The sequence below is a fragment of the Mycoplasmopsis fermentans PG18 genome (assembly GCF_000209735.1).
Classification (GTDB): domain Bacteria; phylum Bacillota_I; class Bacilli_A; order Mycoplasmatales; family Metamycoplasmataceae; genus Mycoplasmopsis; species Mycoplasmopsis fermentans.
The window spans coordinates 97,134-120,341 of the sequence record NC_021002.1; the positions used below are offsets into that span (position 1 = coordinate 97,134).

General features: G+C 25.1%; 18 protein-coding genes and 3 pseudogenes. 9 read left to right on the forward strand and 12 right to left on the reverse strand.

Annotation, left to right across the window (positions count from 1 at the left end; all coding sequences use genetic code 4):
- Nucleotides 1-3: 3 nt before the first annotated feature.
- From rplJ to MBIO_RS05200, 7 genes and pseudogenes are all read right to left on the reverse strand, one after another.
- The gene (gene rplJ / locus MBIO_RS00525) at nucleotides 4-513 is read right to left on the reverse strand and encodes a 50S ribosomal protein L10 (RefSeq protein ID WP_013527046.1); all 510 of its coding nucleotides are present in this window, start codon (nucleotides 511-513) and stop codon (nucleotides 4-6) included.
- A gap of 223 nt (nucleotides 514-736) precedes the next feature.
- Nucleotides 737-2,029, reverse strand: coding sequence for a CNNM domain-containing protein (locus MBIO_RS00530; protein ID WP_013354869.1), 1,293 nt, complete (start codon nucleotides 2,027-2,029; stop codon nucleotides 737-739).
- 2 nt (nucleotides 2,030-2,031) lie between these two features.
- On the reverse strand, nucleotides 2,032-3,456 hold the full coding sequence (gene dnaB, locus MBIO_RS00535; RefSeq protein ID WP_013527048.1) for a replicative DNA helicase: 1,425 nt from the start codon (nucleotides 3,454-3,456) through the stop codon (nucleotides 2,032-2,034).
- On the reverse strand, nucleotides 3,446-3,901 hold the full coding sequence (rplI, locus tag MBIO_RS00540; protein WP_013527049.1) for a 50S ribosomal protein L9: 456 nt from the start codon (nucleotides 3,899-3,901) through the stop codon (nucleotides 3,446-3,448). The genes dnaB and rplI overlap by 11 nt, the downstream gene beginning before the upstream one ends.
- Nucleotides 3,882-5,852, reverse strand: a complete 1,971-nt coding sequence (locus tag MBIO_RS00545; RefSeq protein ID WP_013527050.1) for a GGDEF domain-containing protein — start codon at nucleotides 5,850-5,852, stop codon at nucleotides 3,882-3,884. Before MBIO_RS00545 ends, rplI begins: the two co-directional genes overlap by 20 nt.
- Before the next feature lie 252 nt (nucleotides 5,853-6,104).
- Nucleotides 6,105-7,004 (reverse strand): hypothetical protein, encoded by a 900-nt coding sequence (locus MBIO_RS00550; RefSeq protein WP_013527052.1) that lies wholly within the window; start codon nucleotides 7,002-7,004, stop codon nucleotides 6,105-6,107.
- Nucleotides 7,005-7,086: 82 nt separating this feature from the next.
- A pseudogene (locus MBIO_RS05200) lies at nucleotides 7,087-8,126 on the reverse strand (IS3 family transposase); the annotation flags it as partial.
- Nucleotides 8,127-8,224: 98 nt separating this feature from the next.
- On the opposite strand from MBIO_RS05200, the gene MBIO_RS05205 reads away from it, so the two are divergent.
- The 8 genes and pseudogenes from MBIO_RS05205 to MBIO_RS04860 all read left to right on the forward strand — a co-directional run bounded on the left by MBIO_RS05205 (nucleotide 8,225) and on the right by MBIO_RS04860 (nucleotide 16,349).
- The gene (locus MBIO_RS05205; RefSeq protein ID WP_081451056.1) at nucleotides 8,225-8,530 is read left to right on the forward strand and encodes an AAA family ATPase; all 306 of its coding nucleotides are present in this window, start codon (nucleotides 8,225-8,227) and stop codon (nucleotides 8,528-8,530) included.
- Nucleotides 8,531-8,720: 190 nt separating this feature from the next.
- Entirely contained in the window at nucleotides 8,721-9,560 is an 840-nt protein-coding gene (locus MBIO_RS00565) for an HAD-IIB family hydrolase (protein WP_041594172.1), read from the forward strand.
- Entirely contained in the window at nucleotides 9,553-10,392 is an 840-nt protein-coding gene (locus MBIO_RS00570) for a deoxyribonuclease IV (protein WP_013527058.1), read from the forward strand. Before MBIO_RS00565 ends, MBIO_RS00570 begins: the two co-directional genes overlap by 8 nt.
- Before the next feature lie 565 nt (nucleotides 10,393-10,957).
- Nucleotides 10,958-13,024: a hypothetical protein gene (locus MBIO_RS00575; protein WP_013527060.1), complete on the forward strand. Its 2,067-nt coding sequence runs from the start codon at nucleotides 10,958-10,960 to the stop codon at nucleotides 13,022-13,024.
- Between the two features lie 8 nt (nucleotides 13,025-13,032).
- On the forward strand, nucleotides 13,033-13,374 hold the full coding sequence (locus tag MBIO_RS00580; RefSeq protein ID WP_013354880.1) for a thioredoxin family protein: 342 nt from the start codon (nucleotides 13,033-13,035) through the stop codon (nucleotides 13,372-13,374).
- 3 nt (nucleotides 13,375-13,377) lie between these two features.
- Nucleotides 13,378-15,101: pseudogene (uvrC, locus tag MBIO_RS00585) on the forward strand (excinuclease ABC subunit UvrC).
- A 77-nt stretch (nucleotides 15,102-15,178) separates the two neighbouring features.
- Nucleotides 15,179-16,003, forward strand: a pseudogene (locus MBIO_RS00590) (glycoside hydrolase family 1 protein).
- A 178-nt stretch (nucleotides 16,004-16,181) separates the two neighbouring features.
- Nucleotides 16,182-16,349, forward strand: coding sequence for a hypothetical protein (locus tag MBIO_RS04860; protein ID WP_013527062.1), 168 nt, complete (start codon nucleotides 16,182-16,184; stop codon nucleotides 16,347-16,349).
- Nucleotides 16,350-16,418: 69 nt separating this feature from the next.
- Here MBIO_RS04860 and MBIO_RS00595 read toward each other — a convergent pair whose 3' ends face one another.
- The 5 genes from MBIO_RS00595 to MBIO_RS00615 form a co-directional block, all read right to left on the reverse strand.
- A complete protein-coding gene (locus MBIO_RS00595) occupies nucleotides 16,419-16,925 on the reverse strand; it encodes a hypothetical protein (protein ID WP_013354883.1) in 507 nt (168 codons plus the stop codon).
- Nucleotides 16,926-17,046: 121 nt separating this feature from the next.
- The gene (locus MBIO_RS00600) at nucleotides 17,047-18,306 is read right to left on the reverse strand and encodes an ATP-binding protein (protein WP_041594173.1); all 1,260 of its coding nucleotides are present in this window, start codon (nucleotides 18,304-18,306) and stop codon (nucleotides 17,047-17,049) included.
- Nucleotides 18,307-18,563: 257 nt separating this feature from the next.
- Nucleotides 18,564-18,974: a hypothetical protein gene (locus MBIO_RS00605; RefSeq protein ID WP_041594174.1), complete on the reverse strand. Its 411-nt coding sequence runs from the start codon at nucleotides 18,972-18,974 to the stop codon at nucleotides 18,564-18,566.
- A gap of 376 nt (nucleotides 18,975-19,350) precedes the next feature.
- Nucleotides 19,351-20,397, reverse strand: a complete 1,047-nt coding sequence (locus tag MBIO_RS00610) for a Fic family protein (protein WP_013527065.1) — start codon at nucleotides 20,395-20,397, stop codon at nucleotides 19,351-19,353.
- Between the two features lie 414 nt (nucleotides 20,398-20,811).
- Entirely contained in the window at nucleotides 20,812-22,233 is a 1,422-nt protein-coding gene (locus MBIO_RS00615) for an RNA-binding domain-containing protein (protein ID WP_013527066.1), read from the reverse strand.
- A gap of 573 nt (nucleotides 22,234-22,806) precedes the next feature.
- On the opposite strand from MBIO_RS00615, the gene MBIO_RS00620 reads away from it, so the two are divergent.
- Nucleotides 22,807-23,082, forward strand: a complete 276-nt coding sequence (locus MBIO_RS00620; RefSeq protein ID WP_258408915.1) for an MAGa4850 family ICE element protein — start codon at nucleotides 22,807-22,809, stop codon at nucleotides 23,080-23,082.
- Nucleotides 23,083-23,208: the final 126 nt, after the last annotated feature.

Sequence of the window (23,208 nt, forward strand, 5' to 3'; positions counted from 1 at the left end):
AAATTATTTGTTTTCTTCTTTTTCACTAAACATTTTTAGAGAAAGAGAGAGTTGTTGTAATGGTGACATAAGTGAACGAGCAAGAATTGTAAGAGCTTCTTCATAGTTTGGTAATGAAGCAACTTCTTGAACACCTTTAGCATCGATAACTTTGCCTTCAAAAATACCAGCTTTAGGAACCAAAAGTTTGTTTTCTTTAGAGAATTTAACTAAAACTTTTGCAGCAATTAGAGCATCGGTTGTACCAAAAGCAAAAATGTTTGGTCCTACTAAGTGTTGATCTAAATCATTAATGCCATGATTTTTAGCAGCTATTTTGAAAAGACGGTTTTTGTAAACTTTAATGTCAATACCTTCTTTTTTAGCTTCTTGACGTAATGAAGTCAATTCAGCAACACTTAATCCACGATATTCAGCTATAACAAGAGCTTGTGAAGATTCAAGTTTATTTTGAATTTCTTTAACTGTATCTTTTTTAACTAATCTAAAAGCAGATTCATGTCTTTTTTGCATGAGTATCCCCCTTTCATAATTTAATATGCAACACGGGACAATAATAATGTGATAGAAAAAAAGTAATTCTACACTCGGTAACGAATTAAGCTTTCGCTGTTACTGTCTTTATGTATTGCGTTTTTATTATATTAATAAATTTAAAAAATCAAAGCAATTTTTTTACTAATTTTAGCCAGTTGATTTTAATAGAAAAAATAAAAACAGCAAGTAAGCTGCTTTATTAATTTTTTTCATTATCAGTTAAGGTTTCATCAGTATTTAAAATGTCTGCTTTATTACCTAATTCAATATCTACACGGACATTTTTGAATCTGTTAGTTCCTAAGTCTATAACTTTAAAGTAAACATCATTGTATTCATATTTTGTATTTTTATAAAGTTTGTGGCCGAGTCTTTTTTCTAATCATTTATGAAGTGTTAATTCATTTTCTTCTTCTTCAAGATCTAATTCTATTTCTAGTTTTTTAATTAATTCTTTCATTGTTAAAGAAGCTGAGACATGGAAGTGTTCAAGACTAATTTCAAAAATGTCTTTTAATTCTTCATCATCAAATTCATCATAAATTTCGCCAACAATTTCTTCAATAATGTCTTCAATTGTAATAATTCCAATTATTTCACTTGAGTTGTTATTTGGTGTAACAAAAGCCATTTGAGCTCTTTGGTACCTCATTTTTTCTAGAGCCGAAGAAAGAGAAGCATTAGCACTAATAGTAGGCACAGTTTTAAAATAGTTTATAACTTTACCTTTTTGTAAAAAGAAGACATCTTTTAAGTGTAAAATGCCAATTAAATTTTCATCTTTTTTAACAGGAATACGGCTATAGTTTGTATCTTTAAAAATTTCAAATGCTTCTTGAATATTAGCATTAGCATCAATTATAGATACATCTTTTAATCTTATGTAGTGTTTTTTAACTTTGGTACTATCTAAGTCTAAAGCATTTTGAGCCATGATGCTTTCATTAGCCTCTAAAACGCCTTCGTTTTGCGCAATATCAATAATATTTTTAACATCATTTTCTGTATTTGTTATATAGATTTTTTTACCAATCTTGCTTATTGGATAGGTAATTGGTCAAAACAAGTAATATAAAATAATTAACAAGTAGCAGAAAACTTTAACTGTCGCTTCAGGTTTACTTTTGGCTATTAATTTAGGTGTAATTTCTCCAAATAAAACAATTATTGGAGTCATTACAGCAGTTGAAATTAAAACGTTATATGATTCGAATTTTTTACCTAAGTAAGTTGATAAGAGTCAGGATGTTAAGGCCGAAGCAGCAATATTAACTATATTGTTGCATATTAAAATAGTACTTAAAGTTTGGTTGAAAAATGTATGTTGTTTTTTGATTATTTTGTGGCCAAATTCTTTATTGCCAACCATTGTTTCAATTTTGCCAACATTTAAGGATGTATAAGCAGTTTCACTGGCACTAAAAATTCCGCTAGCTATTAACAAAATAACTAGTCCGAATATGCTTAATCCTAATTTCAGTTTCGGGTCCATGATTATTCCTCTTCTTCGTCATCATCACTTGAGACGGCAATTTGTTCATTTTCAAAATTAATGAAACGACCACATGACATTTTGAATCATAATGGAAAAATTCCTGTTGGTCCATTTCTGTGTTTTGCAATAATGATATCTATTTTTTCTCCAATATCTCCAAAGAGATCTTTGGTTTCTTGTGAGACTTGTTTTTTATAATAATTTTCACGATATAAGAACATAACAATATCGGCATCTTGTTCAATGTTACCTGATTCACGTAAGTCAGACATAATAGGTCTTTTGTCTTCACGTTTTTCAACTTCACGGGAAAGTTGGCTTAGTGCAATAATTGGAACATTTAATTCTAAGGCTAATGTTTTTAATGAACGGCTAATTTTAGCTATTTCATTTTGCCGACTTTCATTTCTTCTATTTGAGTCTGATGAAATCAATTGTAAGTAGTCAATAACAATTAAATCAATTGGACTAACTTTGTGTAAACGACGACATTTTCAAAGCAGTGTATTTAATTCATTATTTACTGATTCATCTATAAATAAGTTCATTTTGTCAATTACATCTTGTTTTAAACTGTTGATTAAAAGAAATTCATTATCTGTAATTGTTTGAGGTTGTTTTAGTTTTTGAAGTGGCACATTTGTGTTCAAGCTATAAATTCTACCCATAAGTTGGTTTGATGACATTTCAAGCGTAAAGAAGACAGCTCTTCTGTTTTTTCTTTTAGCAACATTTGAAGCAATATTAAGAGCAAAAGCAGTTTTACCCATTGCTGGACGAGCAGCAATAATAATTAATTCACCACCATGTAGACCTTGAGTAATTTGGTCTAAATTGTCGTAACCTGTTGCTAGTCCATTTAATTCATTTAGATCTCTTGAGTGGCGATTTTCTAAATCTTTAAAGTATTCATCGCTAACTTCTTTGGCTGTTAAAAAGTCTGCACTAACTTGACTACGATCAATGTCAAGTAATAGGTTTTGTAAATCTGAAATAACATCTTTTTCATTGATTGCTTTTTCAACATCAAGTCTTCTTTGAACTAAAGCTAAACGTGATTCAATTAAACGTAATTTTGTTAACTTAACTAATTCTTCTAAGTAAGTTTGAATATTAGATGAGAAACCAGCAGTATGATAAAGTTTAGATAAATATAAAGGTGTTATTTGAACAAAGTTTCTTTTTTTAGCAACAGTAAAAATGTTTTCTTCATTAATCGAAATGTTGTTTTCAAATAGTTCTTTAAAAACAGAGAAAAGTCTTTGATTTTCTAAAATTGCAAAGTCTTCTTCAAGTAAGTAAGGCACAATTTTAGGTGCGTTTTTGTTGTCTGTTAAGATTAAGCCTAAAAGAGACTCCTCATATCTAGAGTTAATATGACGAGATGTATTTATTGGTGCATTACTTGGATTATTATTTGGCATTAATTATCACTTCTACTTTCAATTTTGCAATGATATCTTTATATAAAATAACATCTATATCATGCAATCCATTAGATACTAAATGAACTTTTTGAACTGCGTATTTATCTAATTTATAGCCATTTTGGACTAAATCTTTAACAATATCTTTGGTTGATACAGCACCATGAGCAATTAAATTTCCATTATTGTCAATATGCGCATCTAAAGTATATTTTAAAGTTAATTTTTCAATTTGATCTTTAAGTTCAAGAGCTTCTGAACGTTTTTCCATTTCATTTTTAGTAAGCTCACTAAGTCTTTGTTCAAGCTCTTTTTTAGTCTTGTCATTATAGACAACTGCAAAACCTTTTGCAATTAAGAAGTTATTACCATAACCAGCTGAAACTTCAATAATTGTATTGGCTTTACCTTTATCACAATCTTTAATCAATATTACTTTCATTTTTCACACTCACTATCGCTTGTTTAATATTATCTACAAATGTCAACAAGTCTTCTTTTGAAACTGCAGCTGCTGTCCCAAAGTGTCCACCTCCACCAACAGCTTCGCAAATAATTTGAACATTTGTATCAATACCTCTGGCACTTAATTTATATGATTTTTTGTCTTCACTTTTAGCTACAACAAAACTTGCTTTACGACCACTAATTCTAAGAATTTCTTCAGCTGCTATAGAAATAACATCATTCGAAAGTGGAATATCTTTGTAAGCTAAATAGAATCCTGGTTTTACTTCTTCTAAGTTTTTTAATACTTGATCAACTTTTTCATAAGTGGTTGCATCAATTTTTAATGAATTAGAACTTTCAGTTGAATCTGCGCCTCTATTTTTAAGTCAACTTGCTGCTTCAAATGTTCTTGAAGTAACATGTTTTTGAAATTGTAAGGTGTCAAGATAAATACCATTTAATAACATTTGAGCAATGTTCTTTTTAACTTTAACTTGCTTTTCTAAAAACATCATTAATTCAGTTACTATTTCACTAGCACTTGAAGCTGAAGGCTCAATGTGGCGATTAATTTTTGAACAAAAGTCAACTGAAGAATTTAATCTATGGTGGTCTAAAATAAAGATATTTGTGTTTTTAGCTTTTTCAACACATTTTGGATTATCAGTCCTATTTGGAGCTGAGTTATCAACTAAAAATACAAGTGTATTTTCATCAGTCAATGTGTTAGCTTGATGAGCTTTAATGAAAATTGGATTATCTTCACCAAAGTATTTAGCAATTGCTTTTTTAGTTGTAACATCTTGAGTCATTGTGCAAATGTAAGCTTCTTTATCAAATGTTTTAGCTATAGCATAAACTCCTAAAGCTGAACCGATTGCATCCAAGTCTGCATGTGCATGACCATAAGCAATAACTCTTTTAATTTTTGGATCTAAAAGTTTCTTTTCAATTCAATTAGCAAGTGCTTTGATTCTTGCACGGTTGATATTTGGCAAGATTTCACTTGTTGAACCAAAGTAACGAGGTAAATTATTTCTTGAGAAAATAGCTACTTGGTCACCACCACGACTTTGAGCTTGTAATAAAGCATTTTTAGCTTGTTCCATTTTTTCTCATAAGTTTTTTGTTCCATATGCAAAACCTGCAGAAACTGAAATAATAATGTTTTGACTTTTTAGTGTTTTATGTAAATCATCAAAAAACTTAAAGTTTACTTGACTCATTTTATCTAAAGCTTGCTTGTTAGTTACAATAAGAAATTTACCGTTTGTATTATATTGACGATAAACTAAGTTGTAATCACACACTAAGTTATCTAATACTGTAACAACTTCTTTAGTTACATTATAAAGTTGTTCTTCAGAAAGAATTGATTGATAAAGCTGATAGTTATCAATTTCAATTTCACCTAAAACTGTTAATTCATCTTCATATAATTGAAGAGTTCTTTGTTCAAGAGTATTGTCCTTAATACTTAAACAATTTTCAAGTGGTCAAATATTTACTGTATATGAAAAATCTTTGTAATTAAAATCAAAAGAAATGTTATTAGAATCAAAATTAATATTAAATTTCTTGAAAAAATCAGTTAATTTTGATCCGACTCATTTTCTACCAAAACGGTTTTTAATAAATTTACTTGTTCAAAGAATTTGGCCTTCACTGTCAAAAATAAGCACTCCAATTGCATTATGACTAATGATTTCATCAATGAAACTGTTAAAAGATTTTTTTACTATAGCTTGAGTTGATAAAAAACTTTTAACAGATAAAATTCCAAATAATCCAACGATTATTAATGAAAGACATATGCCAAAAATTCCAAAAATGCTGCTATAAATATCTGAACGAGTAAAATACAAAATTACTGACCCTACAGCTAGGAAAACGCCAGCAACTGCTATTAAAGAATATAAAATTATTTTTTGTTTTAAGTTCATAATATAAATTATATATTAAGTATTAATATTCATTTGTAATATATAAAATTTTTGACTTAAAATAAAAATAATCATGAAAAAAACAACAAAAAACTAAAAATGCTATTTTATAGTTCTTTTACTTTTAATTATATTTCTTTTCAATGTTTGAAAGCAAGCTTTTTATGTCTTGCATTTTGTCTTTAAATGTTTCTTGAGTTTCTTCAAATTTGTATTCATTCAAAATAAATTGATAGTCATCTTTGTCAATTTTTAAGAATTTTTTTTCTTACTCATTTTTTTGATAACTACAAATTTTAGTATTTTATCATCTGTTGTTTTTCTAAATTCATCTATAAAAAATTGGAGTTTGTTTTCAATATTTAAATCAAGCATTTCATTAAAGGAATTTATAAGTTTTTTAGAATCATTATTATTGTGGTCAATATTAGCCAAAAGCAGAAAATCAGATTTTGATCTAGAAATAACAAAATGATATTCATAATCAGAGTCATCAAAATTGTAATTAGTTCGAAAAACACCTTTGATGTATTTTTCTTTATTTAAAAATTCAACAATGATTTGTATTTTTTTATTATTTATTAAATTATTTTTTGATATAGAAATTATTAATTTATCATATTCAAGATTTTGTAAAAAGTAATCATTATTTTTTAAGATATTTCCATTATTATCAAATACTAAAAAGTCAAAAGAATTAGCAGTTTCTTTTTCAATTAATAATGGGTTATTGAAGTCGATTCAGGTTATAATTTGACCTGTGTTTGCATTTAAATTTTTATTTAATATTTCATTTAGGGAGCTTTTTTCAAAGATATAGCGTTTGTCTTTTTCTCTAAAAATATACTGTGAATTGTAAGTGGTTAATTTATTATTAACTAGATAAAGCATTATGTTTTTCATTCTATTAATTAAGAAATTTAATTTATTATTTTCATGTCAAGTATTCATATTTTCAAGATGTCTTTTATTTAAAATTATTTTATAAAGATTTGAGTTTTGCATATAGAACAAATTGTCGTTATTAACTGTAAAATAGGTTTTTTTGTAAAAAGTGTTATCTTTTGGAAAAACATTTGTTAAGCTATCTATAAAGTTTAAACAATCTGAAAAATTGTTATAAAATTCTAGATTTGCTTCAAATTTTTCCAATCTTTTTCAATACAATTCATAACTAGAAACAAAGTTATTAAAAGCAAGAACAAAGTTGGTATGAACCTTAAATATTGGACTTTTAATTATGTTTGGACTTATTCCTGTATTGAACAGGGCTAAGTCCTTTTAATTTATTAACAATTCTGTCATTATTATAATATGAAATATATTCTTCTAAAGCGGTTTTAAATTTATTTTCTTCCCCAAATCAAAATTCTCTTTTTACAACACTAAATAAACATTCAGCGGGACTATTGTCTAAACAATTTCCTTTTCTTAACAAGCTTTGAATTGTTTGTTTCTTTTTCAAATAATTTATATACTCTTCATGAGTATATTGTCATCCTTGATAAGAATGCAATAATACATTGTTTAAGCTATGTCAATTCTCTTCTACGTTTTCCAACATTTTACCCGCCATTCTTAAGTTAGTTGATTTAGAAATCGAATAACCTAAAATCTCTCAACTTTTAAAATCAACCACACGAAAAAATATGCTTTTTCATCATTTTTTAATTTAAATTCAGTAACATCTATTCCTAGTATTTTCAAATATTTATCACTAAAAAAATTTTTTTGTATCTGAAGAAATATTTTGCGATATTTTCTTTATCTAAAAGCAAGTTTGGAATGTTTTTTTGTGAGTATTGCCTATGAATGAAGAATACTTATTTTTTTCTTAATGTTTTGCCAAAAAGATTTAATGATTTTATTAATTTTTGAACCTTTTTATGATTAATCATTATTCCTTTATTTCTTAATGCAAAAGTAATACGTCTATAACCGTATAGTCCTTTATTATAGTTAAATAAGTCAAATATAATCTTTTTCAAATTTTCATCTTTGTCAGGTTTATTTTGTGATTTTAATATCTCATAAAAAATTGACTTTTTCTAATATTAATTTAATAGAAAAATAACTTTTTAAATTCTCGCCTTAGTTCAATTATTATTTGGAATTTTTCTTTGTTAGTGAGTCTTTCAATTGAACCAAAACGCTCACTTTTTTTGCTATCGCGTTTTCCAATTTAAGTATTTTATTTTCTTCCTTTAATTGTTTAATTAATAAATCTTTATCTTCCATTTTATTTTCAATATTGATTTTAAAATTTGTTATTTTTTTAAATTTAAATTGAATAAAAATGAGCCCCTTTCCAAAAAGTCTGGAATTTGGGGTTCACTCTAAAATGACAAAATTAAAAACATTTTTTAAATATTTTAGATGAATGCAAATTTATCAATTATATAAATGTTGGATATGACTGTAGTAAATTAATTTTAATTTTTCAAAGTAATGTTAGTCAAGATAATTATTCAAATAACAAAGATAAAAATAGCCAAAAAGAACAAGAAAAAATGATTCAAAAATTTAGACCTGAATTAGTTGGACGTTTTAAAGATATCTCATTTTTGGATAAATTTAATGCTAAACAAGTTAAGGCTTTAATTAACAAAAAAAATCAAAGAAGACGAAATCAATATTTATTGTGAAAAAGCTATTTCAAATTTATTTATCGATATTAAGAAATCAGATAAATTTTATGATGATGAATTGAAGCTTAAAATTTATGCTATTAAAAATGATGGTAGTGGCAAAGTATTCAGAACCAAAATTTACTAATTTTAAGAATTTTTCAGAGCTTATTTATAAAAAATAGGCTCTTTTTTATTTGCAAATAATATCCACTATTTTTTGTTGTATAATACAAAAACTATGGATAAAAACCAAAAAACATATTTTATAGACTTAGACGGGACTTTATTCGACCAAAGGAAAAAAAGTAGAATCAGTGCTAAAAATATTAGTGCAATTTTATTACTAAAAAATTTTGCTAATGTGGTACTTTCAACAGGGAGAAGTTTTAGTGATCAAAGAGTCCAACAAGCAATTTATCAATTAGGAATCAAGGATGTTATTACTTCTTCTGGAGCTGAAATTTATATTGATAATAATTTAGTTTGACAAAGAACATTCAAAAAAGATACAGCTAATAAAATTCAAAAATTTGCTGAAGAAAATAAGATTTTATATGTAATTTTCGATGAAGAAGGCGAAACAATTTATGTCCATAATGCTTTTGATTATTGAATCAATAAATTGTTTCTTTCTAAAAAAATGCATGGTATTAAAAGAAGTAAAAACTTCAATTTTAACAATCACAAGAACATTACAAAAATTGCTTTAATTTTAAAAAATATAGCAGGCGCCAAAAACATATTAAAAACATTCCAAGTTAATTTTGATGATATTTGCAATTCATATTTAGCTAGTGCTAATTATGTTGTTGAAATCACAACTATTGATGCTAATAAAGGATTATCTGAATCTGCTTATTGTGCATTAAAAGGTATTAATCAAAATAATACTATTCATATTGGTGACTCAATGGCTGATGCTTCAGTTAAAGGTTATGTTGGAAAATTAGTGGCAATGGGTAATGCCACTAGTGATCTTAAAGTTGTTGCAGATGAAATAGCTCCTAACTACAAAAGTGGTGGTTTGTATCGTTATTTTGTTTCAAGTAAGGGCAAGAAAGGAAGCAATAATGATTAAATTAGGTAGTCACATTTCTTTTAAAAGTCCAGATTATTTAGTTGGCTCAATTAAAGAATCACTTAAAAATAAAGCTAACTGTACCATGATTTATTTGGGCGCTCCTCAGAATGCTAAAAGAGTTGATACAAAAGTTTATAAATATGAAGAATATAAAGCTAATTATTCTAATTTAATTAAACCAGAAGACATTGTAGTTCATGCTCCTTATATTATTAATCCCTCAAGTAAAGATAAGGTTAAAAATGCTTTTGCAGTTGATTTTTTAATTAAAGAAATTCAAAGAATGAATTATATTGGAGTTAAATATTTAGTACTTCATCCAGGCGCTTATACAACTTATGAATTACAAGAATCACTCGCACAATTAGTTAAGTCTTTAAAAGAAGTTTTAGCTAAAACTAAAGATGTTGTTATATGTATTGAAACTATGTCTGGAAAGGGTACTGAAGTTGGTACTAATTTTGCCCAATTACGCTATTTAATAGATGAATTAGCAAATGACAGATTACAAATTTGCTTGGATACATGTCATGTTTGAGATGCAGGTTATAATATTAAAAATTATCAAGAATTTAAGAGTGAAATTAATAAATATAATTTACTAAAACATATAAAAGTTATTCATTTAAATGATTCAAAAAATGATTTAAATTCACATAAAGATCGCCATGAAAATATCGATAAAGGTTTTATTGGAATTGATACTTTAGCTAAGTTTGTTCATGATAAAGATTTTGATAATGTGCCAATAATTTTAGAAACTCCAATTCCTGAAAATGGACCTATTTATGATCAAGAAATAGCTGCTTTATTAGCTTACAAAAAATAACAAAAACACCGAGAAATTCTCAGTGTAATTTTGTGCTTTTTTACCGTATTTTTACCATGAATAGCTTTTGCATTATTTAATGTACTATTTGCAATTTCATTAATTAATTTATAGTTTTCATGATCACTAGTTTGATGAATTTAAATTAATTCATTTAACTTTTGAATTTCTCCATTCAATCATTCCTTAGTTTTTTTAATTTCATCACTTTCAATATTAGGCATTTCAGGTTTCTAAGCGCATCCTGTTGATATTGCTATTGTTGGTAAAATTGTTGTTGAAATAGAAATAGCTACAACAAAAAATGTTTATTTTTTTATAATAATTTGCCTCTATTTTTTTCTATTATCACAATATAAAATGTATAAAAATTTAATTCTTTTCATAATAATATGAAACAGTTTTTGCAACAATTTATTGAAAAAATTACCATATTAATAAAACTAAAAAAATTAAAAATAATGAAATATTGAAATGTTTTATTTACTAATAAAAAGGTTACACATTAATAATAAATACTAAATTAGATATTAATATTTATATAAAAATGTATATAATTAATGTTATGAAAATTGAAGTTAATAGTGTTAGGAAAAGATTAAAAATTTTCGCTCGTGAAAAAAAGAATGAAAATGACGTAGTTGGCGATGTTAGTTATTCAATTCCAGGAGAAATTTTAAAATTTCTCATTTTGCTTTTTGTTGCCTTAGCTTTTATTATGTTTCAATATCAAGATCTCTTTTTTCACAATGATAATAAAGTAATAAATATTATTCGCAAAATTTATTTATATAGTTTCGGCTTAGCTTTTGGTGACATAATAACACTTGTAATAATAGGATCATTTTTAACACTTATGGTGCGTTGATTTGGTTCAATATTCAAAAATCATTATTTTGCTTGGTTTAAATCTTATACAAGAGTTGATTACTGAATTTTAAGAAAAAGAATCATCAGCTTTGTTTGGTTAACATTATTATTTGTAGTTTTAATTTATCATGTGGTTTTAGTTAGCTTCCGTGTTGAAAACATTTGATATTATTCAACAGCTGATGTTAAAAATATTTACTTAAAAGGTTGATACTATACTTTTACAAATCAAGCTGATTTATTAGATGGTAAAAGTGTTGATTATCCAGTTGCTTATTTAAATATTGGTTTTTTACTTGATACATTATTTAATCTTTTTTATGTAGTAACTTTTAGTCCTTATTTAGCAATAATTAGTGCATTTTTAATTTGAACCTTAGCTTGATTATTCCTTGTAACATTAAATCCAATTAAATATTTTAAAAACATTAACGAACACAAAAAAACAATTGTTATGGTTGAACAATACTTGCAAAAAATAAATAGTTTATTCTACTACACACCTCAAGTTAGAGAACTATTCAGATTCTACAAAGATGCAGCTCAAGTCTTAAAAGTAGATTACTTTAAATTTAATTTTAGATACTTACAAAAATTAGTTAAAAAGAATTTGACTCTTTTAGCTCAACATACCCTCACAGCTAAATACTTTGAAAATGTTAAAGCTAAAAAGACAGCTAGTCAACTTGAAGCAGAAGAATTTCTTAAAATAGTTGAAACTACTCAAACTAATACAACTTCTGCAACAATAACTTTAAATGCAGCAGCTGATATTAAAATGCCAGCAATCAATGCTCAAAATCTTTTAGTTAATAAACATAATAAAAATAATACAAATACATACATTAGCAATGAATCAACAAGTGAATACTCAAAAGATTTTGATTTAACAGAAGAAAGATATATGTCTAATTATGTTGAAACTATTGAGGTCGAAGCTCAAAGTCAAGAATCAACAAAATTATTAATTGATGATTTAGAAAACAAAAAATCAGATACAGAAGAAATCAAAGCTAAAACTAAAGAAATGACTGCTAAATTTGAAGCAGTACAACCTACTGAAGAAAAAACAAAAGAAATCACAAATATTTTATTAGCAGATCAAGTAATTAGTGAAGTAACTAAGGAAGAAAAACTTGCTCCAACTATAGAACAAGTTAGTCAACAATTCTTAGTAGACACCAACGAATTAACAGATACAAATGATGTTGAAAAAGACCAAACTCAAAGCAATATAATTGACCAAAACAATAGTAAAACAGTAAAATTAGTAAAAGAAACCATCGAAAATGAAGAAAGTAAAACCTTAGAACAAGAAATAGCATTCTTAATTGATTCAAGTGAAAATACATTTGTAATGAGTGCTGAAAAGAATACTCAAAATATAACTCAAACAATGAGTCAACCTGTAGAAGTTAAAGCTCAAACTATTGAACAAAAAATAGAAGAAAATGTTGAAAACAAAAAGCAAACTATAGGTTTCATTATTCCTGAAGATTCAAATGAAACAATAATTGAAAAAGATGACGATCTAAAAACTAAAGAAGAATTTATTGCTCAACTAGACAGCATTGAAGCAGATAATTTGGCTTCAAAAGAAATTAAACTTGAACAACCAGAAAGTGAAAAGAGACAAAATTTCCAATTCACTTTTGATACTAATACAATTGTAATCAACAATGATTCAAATAAATCAAAAGATAGAGTAGATCACTTCGAAGATGATAATGATTGAGTTAGTCCAATATTAAGTGATAATTAGGAGTAAAAATGAAACAAGTTGCATGAAATGAAGTACAAAATATGGTTGCTAATAGCAACAACGAAAACAATATTTACTTTATAACCTTTACAACTTCATGATGTCCAGATTGTAAAGTTATGAAACCAATTGTTGAAAGTGTTGAAGAAGAATATAAAGAATACAATGAAATTATTTTTCTAGAAGTTGATGCTGAAAAAGCTCAATTATTTAGAGAAATCAATAACCGTTGAAAAATTTTACATGTTCCAACATTTTTAATAATGAAAAATAACAAAATCATTCAAAGAGGAGAAAACTATTATCCAAAAGAAATTCTTTGTGATTGAGTAGAAAAAGTTTTAGAATAAAAAATGACTAAAGAAGAAATAATTACTTCATTAAAAAATGTTTCAACAGCACCTGGTATTTATCTCTGAAAAGATAAAAATGATCAAGTTATTTATGTTGGAAAAGCAAAAAACTTACGCAAAAGAATGCACCAATATTTTGAAGGTGCAATTAACTCATATAAAACAAGTAGGCTTGTTGAAGAAATAAGAGCTTACGAAGTTTTTATTTGCAAAACCAATAAAGAAGCATTATTACTTGAAAAACTTTACATTGATAAATATAATCCTGAATATAATATTTTGCTTTTGGATGACCGTCGTTATCCATATTTAAAAGTACAATTAAGTGACAGGGGTTTAGATATTTCATTGTCAAGAAAAATAGGCAAAAAGAATGAAACTAATAAATTATTTTACTTTGGACCTTTTCCAATAGGTTATGGTTCTATTCAAATATTGAAATTATTAGAACGTGAAGCATTTTATGAAAAAGGTTTAAAAATCAAAAATAATGATCCTAAATTTTGACAAGAAAAGTTCAACAAAATTAAATCCATTTTAAGTTTTAAAGATAACTCTTATATTAATGAAATTAAAGAAAAAATGTTCAAAGAAGCTGAGACTGAACATTTTGAATTAGCTCGTGATTTAAAACTTTCCTGAGAATATCTTAAAAAGCTTAATGAAGAACAAATTATTGAATTAAAAGATATTCACAATTTAGACGTATTTGCCTATAAAACAGTTGATAACATAATTTATATGACAATCCTTTTTTATCGTTCAGGTCTATTAATTAATAAAGATAATCAAGCTTTAAATATTGACATTGATGAAATTGAAACACTTGAAAAATTCTTTAATAAATATTATGAAAATAAAATAAAGCCAGATGAAATTTTAGTTGAAGAAAAAATTAACAATTTAAACTTAAATTTAGATGAAAATTTAAATATAGTTACACCTAAAATAGGTGATAAAAAACGTGTTTTAGAAATAGCACAATTAAACCTTGAAGAGTATTTTAGTAAAGAACATTTACTAATTAAAAATAAAAATGATCATGCATTATTAATGCTTGAAGAATTTAAAAAGCTAATCAAAATTGATTCATTAAAAAATATCATTTTATTTGATAACTCAAATTTAGCTAATTCTAATCCTGTCGGTGTTGCTATAGTTTATTCTAATGGTTTAAAAAACAAAAATTTATACAGAAAATTTAATCACATTGATATTTATTCTAGAGAAGCAGATGTTGAATACATGAAAGAATCAATTAAAAAATACTTTAGTTCAGCAGACAACAAAAAAGATTTTGATTTAATTATTGTTGATGGTGGTTTAGCTCAAATACATGAAGCTAAAAAAGTTTTGTTTGATTTAGATATTAAAATACCAATTGTTGGTTTAGTTAAAGATGATTTTCATAGAACAAGAGCTTTAATTGATTTACAAGAAAATTTAGTTAAAATAAAAAATAAAGATTTACTAAACTTTTTGGCAAGTATGCAAATTGAAGTCGATCGCTTTGCTAAAAGCCATTTGAGAAATAGAAATCGTATCACTACTTTTGAAGGCAGCTTACAATCAATTAAAGGTTTAGGTAAATGTGCGGAAACTAAATTACTAAATACATTAAAACATATGTTAATATCTTTAACGCTCCTTTAGAAGAATTAGAAAAAGTTGTTTCTAAAAAAATAGCTTTAGAAATCAAAAAACTTTATGAAAGTAAGAAATAAGCAAGTTTATTTTGCTTGTTTTTTTAATCTATTTTTTATTTACAATAAAATATAAATAAGAATAATAAGGAGATTTTATGAGTTTTAGTAAAAAGTTTTTATGAGGTACTGCTTTTGCAGCTAATCAAATTGAAGGAGCTTATAATGAAGAAAATAAGGGTTTAAATGTCCAAGATGTATTACCTAAAGGTGCTTTAGGTCATATTGATTTAAATTTAAAAGAATTTAATATTAAAAGAAAAGCTATTGATTTTTATCATAAATATTAAGAAGATTTAGATCTTTTAAGTGAAATGGGAATTAAAGTTTTAAGAATTTCAATTGCTTGAAGTCGAATTTTTCCAAAAGGTGATGAAAGTAAACCTAATCAAAAGGGTCTTGAGTTTTATCTTAAATTGTTCAAAGAATTAAAGAGAAGAAAAATAAAAACAATAGTTACTCTTTGTCATTATGAAATGCCTTTACATTTAGCACTTAAATACAATGGTTTTAATAATAAAAAAGTTGTTAAATACTTTTTAAATTATGCTAAAGTAGTTCTAAAATACTTTAATAAATACATAGATTATTTAGTAGCTTTTAATGAAATTAATTCACTTTTACATATTCCTTTTTGTAATGGCGGAATTTACAAAAATCAAGAAGATTTAAATATTTTATATCAAGCAACTCATAATATGCTTTATGCTTATGCTAAAGTCAAAGAAATAATTAAAAATAATTACAATCAGATTCAAGTAGGTTCAATGGTATTAGCTATGCCTTTTTATACTAAAAGTGCAAAAGTAGAAGATCAAATATTGAAAATGGAAAAAGAATGACAAAATCTTTATTTTACTGATGTTTTAGCTCGCGGAGTTTATCCTAAATATTTAGATAATTATTTTTTAAAAATAATATAAAAATTAATAAGACTAAAGAAGAACTGGAAGTGATTAAAAATAATATAGTAGATTATATTGGTTTTAGTTACTGTTAATTCCAAAAGTGAGACCCCTAGGTTTTAGAGATCTCACTTTTTAAATTGTCCTTTATAATATAAATTGCTTAAAAAATAAGAAAGGACACTTAAATTATAATATGTTAAGCAGAGAATATTACACCTTTAATAATATAAATTGCATTAAAGATTACACAAAAAACATTCATTTAATCATTTTAGATGATCCAGATAGTGAATGAATTTCTAACAATTATTTTAGAAATAAAGTTCATATTATTTTCAAAAGTGAGGGTGGTAAGTTTTAAAAAATTATATATGTGATTATGTTAATAATTTAACAAGTTCATTCAAATTTTAGTTAATTTATTGAATTCTTATTTAGCTTCTCCATATAAGTCTACATTGAACTTAACATTGTTTTTTAAATCTGTTTCATAGTTTTTACATTTGAAATAAGTGAGAGGAAATAGAAACAATCCAATTAAATATATTAAGCAAACTAAAATAAAGTTAACAACAAGTTTCATAAAATAAACAAAGATAACTCATTTAACACTTCCTCAAGCTATTATGCTACTTCCTCTTCATCTAGGATAAAAACAATCCATATGATAATAAGTGATTACTCTTTCATCATTAAAGGTCGCTTTAAAGATAAAGCTTTTAAGCACTAAAGCAAAAATTAAAGGAATAATAATAATTGCAGCATATATCACTATTTGGGTAGTGCTAACAAATGTATTTGCATTGGTTGTAGTATCACGATTCCGTAAATTGAGTCATGATGCTAATGCGCCTATACCGATTGTTGCAATATTAGCAGCAAAAGCAATTCAAGATAATTTTTTTATCTTATCAATAATAGATAATTGTTCTTCCATATGAAATACTCCTATTTGATAATTTGAATAAACAAATTATAAAATAAAGAAATAAAAACTTTATTTAAATATTTAAAAAGCTTAATAAAAATTAGATAAGTAATTATGTTAAATACTTTTTTTAAAATTCTTTAATTATGTCAGGATTTTCTAAATAACTTAATAAAGAAACATGAGTTATTCCATCTTGATCTATTCAGTTATTTTTTTCGCTATAATCAACAATAACTTTTCTAAAGTTGTTGTTAGTTAAAAAGAATGGTCTCAATTCTCTTTCTTTAACTTCTTGATTGTTTAAAGAAGTTGTTACTTGAAAATATACTTTTGTATTGAAATTTTGTGCTATAAAATCTATTTCATATTGATTATTAATTCATTGATTATTAATATTATTTTTTTGATTAATTGCCCCATAACTAATATCGAAGTAATTTATTTTTAGAGCATTAAAAAAGGCGTTTTCGATTAATTGACCTTGTCCTAGATTTCTAAAATTGAGAGCTACATTTCTTAATCCGTTGTCAACAAAATAGTATTTATATTGACCCGAAAGAAGTTTTAAACCTTTAATATCATATTTTCTTATTTTATCTATTAAGAAAGAATCTTCTAGTGCATCTAATATTTTATCTATTTGATAAGTAGAAGTCTTTTTATTATTTAAAGAATTAAAAGAGTTGGCAATTCTACTTGAATTACATTGAGATGAAACTATTGAAGCAAGATATTCAACTATGTTTAAAACATCTTGAGTACTATTAAGTTTATGTCTCTCAACAATGTCATTAACATAAACATTTGTTAAAAGATCTTTTAATATTTGTTTCTTTTCTTTTTCATTATCTACTAAAACTACTTCAGGCATACCACCATAAAGAGAATATAAATTTCAAGCTTCATTTATATCAAGATTACTAAAGTTTAAATATTCTTGAAATGATAAAGGCAAAACATTAATCTCCATACCTCGACCTGCAAAAGTAGTAGCTATATCTTTGNATAAGAATTTAGAATTACTGCCAGTAACATAAATATCAATATTATCTTGATCTTGAAATGAATTTAAAACCAATTCAAACTTTTTGACATTTTGAATCTCATCAATTAAAAGAAAATATTGTTTATCGTTAACAATTCTATCTTTAATGTATTTGTATAACTTTTGACGATCTCAAAGTTCTTCATTTTCAACTCGGTCAAGTTTTATTGTTATTATTTGGTCAGCTTCCACCTTATTAGCTAATAAATAACTATAGAATAAATTGAAGAGTAAAAAACTTTTGCCTACTCTTCTTATACCTGTAATTATTTTAATTTTTTTGTTATTGATTTTATTAATTAGCATATTTAAATAATTGTCTCTTTTAATAACTTTATTCATTTCTAACTCCTTATAAAAATTATACTATTTTCTTAAAAAGTTAGCAATATTGCCAATGTTTTAAAAAAATTACTTACTTGTTTATTAGTGATATTCTATTTCACATATAGGTGGAAATGCTAAGTGATAAATTTTTAAAGATTTGACATGTCCGCATTGTGGGGCTTATAAGCCCTTAGTTACAATTTTGAGTATAAAAAATAAAATTCCAGTTTTAAATAAATACAAAAATTGTAGAAGAATAATAGTTAATGATATTATGCACTCATAGTCCTATCAAATGATTCATATATACAAGCGTCTATTTGTAATTCATCGCCAAAATGCATGTTTTCTTTTCTACACAATCTAACTCTTAGTCTCGCTTCGCTAAACAAACATAAAAAGTTTTGATAATTGTTTCTAACTTCTTCTATTTGAACTTTTAACAATTCAGCAATTTTAATCATTTTTCTTACTTTTCTTCTAGTTTTTTTATGACTAAAAATGGTTAAAAATCCTAAGCTTGTTAATCTGTTAACTAGAGTTTGATAACTAATTTGTTTTTCATAGCCTACATGAGAATAATCTACAATTCTTATTTCTTTTCAAAAAGATTTGATTGTTGCATCATTAACATTTTTGATTCCGTTAATTTTGTTTTTAATATATTCTGTGTATTCTTCCATAAAATCATTAACTGCATAATTTAAATTTTTCTTGATTGCATTTTTATTTAATCTATTTTTAGAAACAATTTGAATAGCATCGGTTTTTCTATTTAAAAAATCTCTAATATTGTTTTTGTATCTTTGAATAGATCTAATTGATAAATCAACTTTTTTAGCAATTTGTTAATTACTCAAATTCATTCAGGATGCAATTAATTGATAGTTTTTTTGTTTTTCCGATTTTGTTGGATTAGAACAAAAACTAAATACTAAATTGATAAATAGCTCATATTTTACAATTATAAATGCTAAATTGTTTTGTATCGAAGGTATGACAATCAATTTTAGAATTTATACTTATAAAATTAAAATGATATTTTTTACATATATTGAATTATGTTAATTTATATTTAGCATTTTTATATTGACCAACTTTTTTGATTTTATTTTGTTCTAATAAGACTTTAAGTTTTCTTTCTAATGTTCTTCTTGAAATTGAAACAAGTCGTTCACTTATTTCTTTAGTTGATAAAGGAATTAAGCTAGTAGTTAAAATTTCGATTATTTGATTTTCTAAATAATCTTTTTTATTTACATCTATTAATTTATTGTAGGAAATAATTAAGCAATCTAAAAAATAATCAATAAAAGGCAAATAATCGTTTTGGCTATACTGTCAATTAGTTGAGCTTTTTCTTAAAGTGAAATAATATTGATTTAAATTTTCTTCTATGATTTTTTCAAAACTAATGTATTTATTAATCATAAAATCATTTTGAAATAATAAACAGTTAGTTAATAATCTTGAAATTCTACCATTGCCATCACTAAAAGGGTGAATACATAAAAAATCCAAAATAAATGTTGGAATTAGTATTAAAGGATCAATTATTTTTTCATCATTTCTTTTATTGTATTCATCACATATTTTTGTTATGTAATCATCAACCAAAGAATGATCAACCGGTTCAAATATAACAGTTTTATAGTTGTTTTGGTCAATTGAAAAAATATAATTGTTCATTTCTTTAAACTTTCCTTTTAAATAAGTTTTATTACTATATTTATATAATTGATTATGTAAATTTAAGATGTTTGATTTAGTAATATCTATATTATCAAAATTATTTAAAATAATATTTAATACATCATTATAACCTTGAATTTCTAATTCGTTTTCGCCTGTATATTTTTTATTATTAAAAATAATATTTTCAATTTTGTTTGTAGTTGAAACAATATTTTCAATTTTGTTTGAAGAAGTAACACTTTGAAAAATACTATTTTTAATTAAAGTATTTTTAGTTTGTTCTGGAATATTAGAAAAATCATTTATAAGTCCATTTAACTCATAAATTTGTTTTAATTTTTTGTTAATTTCATTATTAATAATGTTCTTTAAAAATGAATAATCAAAAAACCTTTTTTCTTTTTTAACCATAATAATTAATTATAAACTAAAATATTTTTTACGACATTTTTTAAATTTTGTCGCTAAAGTTAATAATGTTGTCGTAGAAGTCTAAAATGACTTTGAAAAACATTTTCGAGGGGCATTTTTCAAAAAACGTGTTTCTAATTCTTGCCAAACAATAAATAATTTTGTAAATAAATGGTATTAAATACCAAAATGAAGCACTTTTTTATTAATGTTATGTAAAAAACAAACAAATTTGTGGTTTTATATTACGATATATTACATTTTAATTAAACAAATGATTTTATGTTTTTAAAAAAATCCAAATTTTATCAATAAAAAATGTCCTAAAAAAGTCACTTTTTCGAGGGACATTTTCGAGGGATATTTTCGAGGGACATTTTCGAGGGACATTCTTTTGTTAGGTATTATAAGGGCCTATTTATCAATAATTTCCCAATAACCATTTTTACCTTTTCCAACATATTTTATGTTTTTTATTTCTCTAATATATCTTGAAATAGTTTTTTCAGTTAAATTTAAAATTGCTGCAATTTCACTTCTTTTTATTGTAGAATTTTCTTTAACTAAATTGAAAATTCTTTCAATATTTAATTGTTTTTTGTTTGTAATATTTTTATTATCTGTATCTATATTAGAGGTCATTTTTCCAACTTTTAATGTAGCAATTTTTGGAATAGGAATAATCGTTTTAAATATGTTACTATCCAAAAATGTAGGTTTATTATTTGAATAAAGTTTTGTATATTTATAAGTTTTTCTAATTCCTGAACCTAATTCATCAGCTAAACCAATTTCTCTAAAAACTTTTGAAATTGGTGGATTTTTTGGATTTGGTCTAAAGGTTTTAGGATCTAATTCCTCTTTACTGCTTGAACTATTATCATTTTCAACAGTTATATTGTTTTCATCAATGACAATAGTAGCTGTCATATTGCTTGCATATTTTCTATGAGCTAGTGTATTAGAAATGATTTCTCTAAGTATCAAATTACGAGCACTAACACTTACAATACCATCTAAAACAAAAATATCGCTTAAGTGTTTTTCACCAAAATTAATTAATTTCTCATAGCTATCGATTAAATTGGTTGCTACTATTTCTCTATCATCATATCTATCTTTATTTTTAACTCTAAAAATAGCATCTGTACGATATTGAGGAAGAACAGACATAATAGTTTGATCTTTTCCAAAAAGCAAAATAGCTGCTATAGTTATTCCTTCTTTATTGGTTTCAGGATCTTTTAGAATTAAACCTGCGCTTTTAAGCATTTCCTCATCATTTAAGTTTTTTCACAAATGATTTTGATTTCTAATAATTGCCATTTTTCTTGCTTTATTAATAACTTTTTTGTCTAAATCATTAATACTTAAATTAGGATAAACTTTGTTTACAAAACAAATACTTTTTTTCTTTTGAAATAGTTTTCAAACTAATTCATCTTTATTAGTGATATCAACATCACCTTCAAAAGATCTTTCAAAGATTCTACCATTATGTCAACAAACATTTACTCCAACTGGAACATAAATATAAATTATTTTTTTATCATCAAAATCTATTACTTCAGGTTCAATAAATAAAGGAGGATTAATTTTAGTTGAATCATGAATTGAATTCAAGAAGTCATTTACTATTTTTTTAACTTTAGTTTTGTCTACACCTAAAACTTCACCATTGTCTCCAATACCTAAAATTAGATGACCTCCATTTTTATTGCTAAAAGCTGAAACGGTATCAAAAACACTTTTAGATAAGGCATCTTTGCATGTTTTGAATTCTATTTCTTCGCCTTCACCTTGGATTAAAAGTTTTTTCAATTCTTCTTTATTCATAATATCTCCTTATATTAAATATTTTATATTATTTATACAAATCTATCATCTAAAAGAAAATCATATAAACCTATTACTAAAATATTATCTTTAATAAAAGATTTTCCTCTAAAGTTCTTAACAATTAGTGATTGTAAAGTACCTTTTTCAACTTTTTTCTAATGGTCTTATTTTTCTTTCTAATACACCAGGATTATTAATGTCATAACAACATTGAATATAGACTTTAGTTATTGAATTTGTCACTACAAAATCAATTTCTAATTTTTCTATTTTTTGTCTTTAGTTCAAGTTTTCGATTACACCAGCATTAACATCGTAACTTTTTCTGGAAGTGATAGAAAGAAGTGTGTTGAACACTTTTTTTATTTCACTTTTGATTATTTATAAAAGTACTCATAAACATTAATTCATATTTTTATTTAGTTTCGTATTCTGCTAAATTAATATACCTTTCAAAAAAATGATCAAAAGTATAAAAAAATAACAGCGCCTAGAACACCACCAATCGTTCGACCTGTTGTATATATTATACCACAGTCGCTGTTATATGTTCAAAAAAAAGGAGAAATTATGAGTGTATACGGCGAACTAAGGTTAATTGCAAATGAAGGAAGCGAAAACGAAGTTAGAAAGTTTGAAGCTAACTTGGAATGGAGAAAAAATTATTTTGGCAAGAAGGTTTATGACAAGTTAAGCCAAGATACAGTTAGTGAAATTTTAAAAACAAAGATAGTACTCGGTGAAAGCTACTATAAGATTTTGAGAACTGAAAAAGTTGCTTTTGAAGTGTATGTCTGTTTAAGGTTTCTTGGGGCTAAAAAACGCTATGTAAATTTTTATGAATAGTGGCTTTGGCTTCAGAAAACAGTTGCAAGAGCGTAAGTTTTACAGATTAGGCTATTTAAAGTAGAACGCTGTGAATAGAGTTAGCTACTATGACATGAGTCATGTATATGTATAGACTGAATTCTG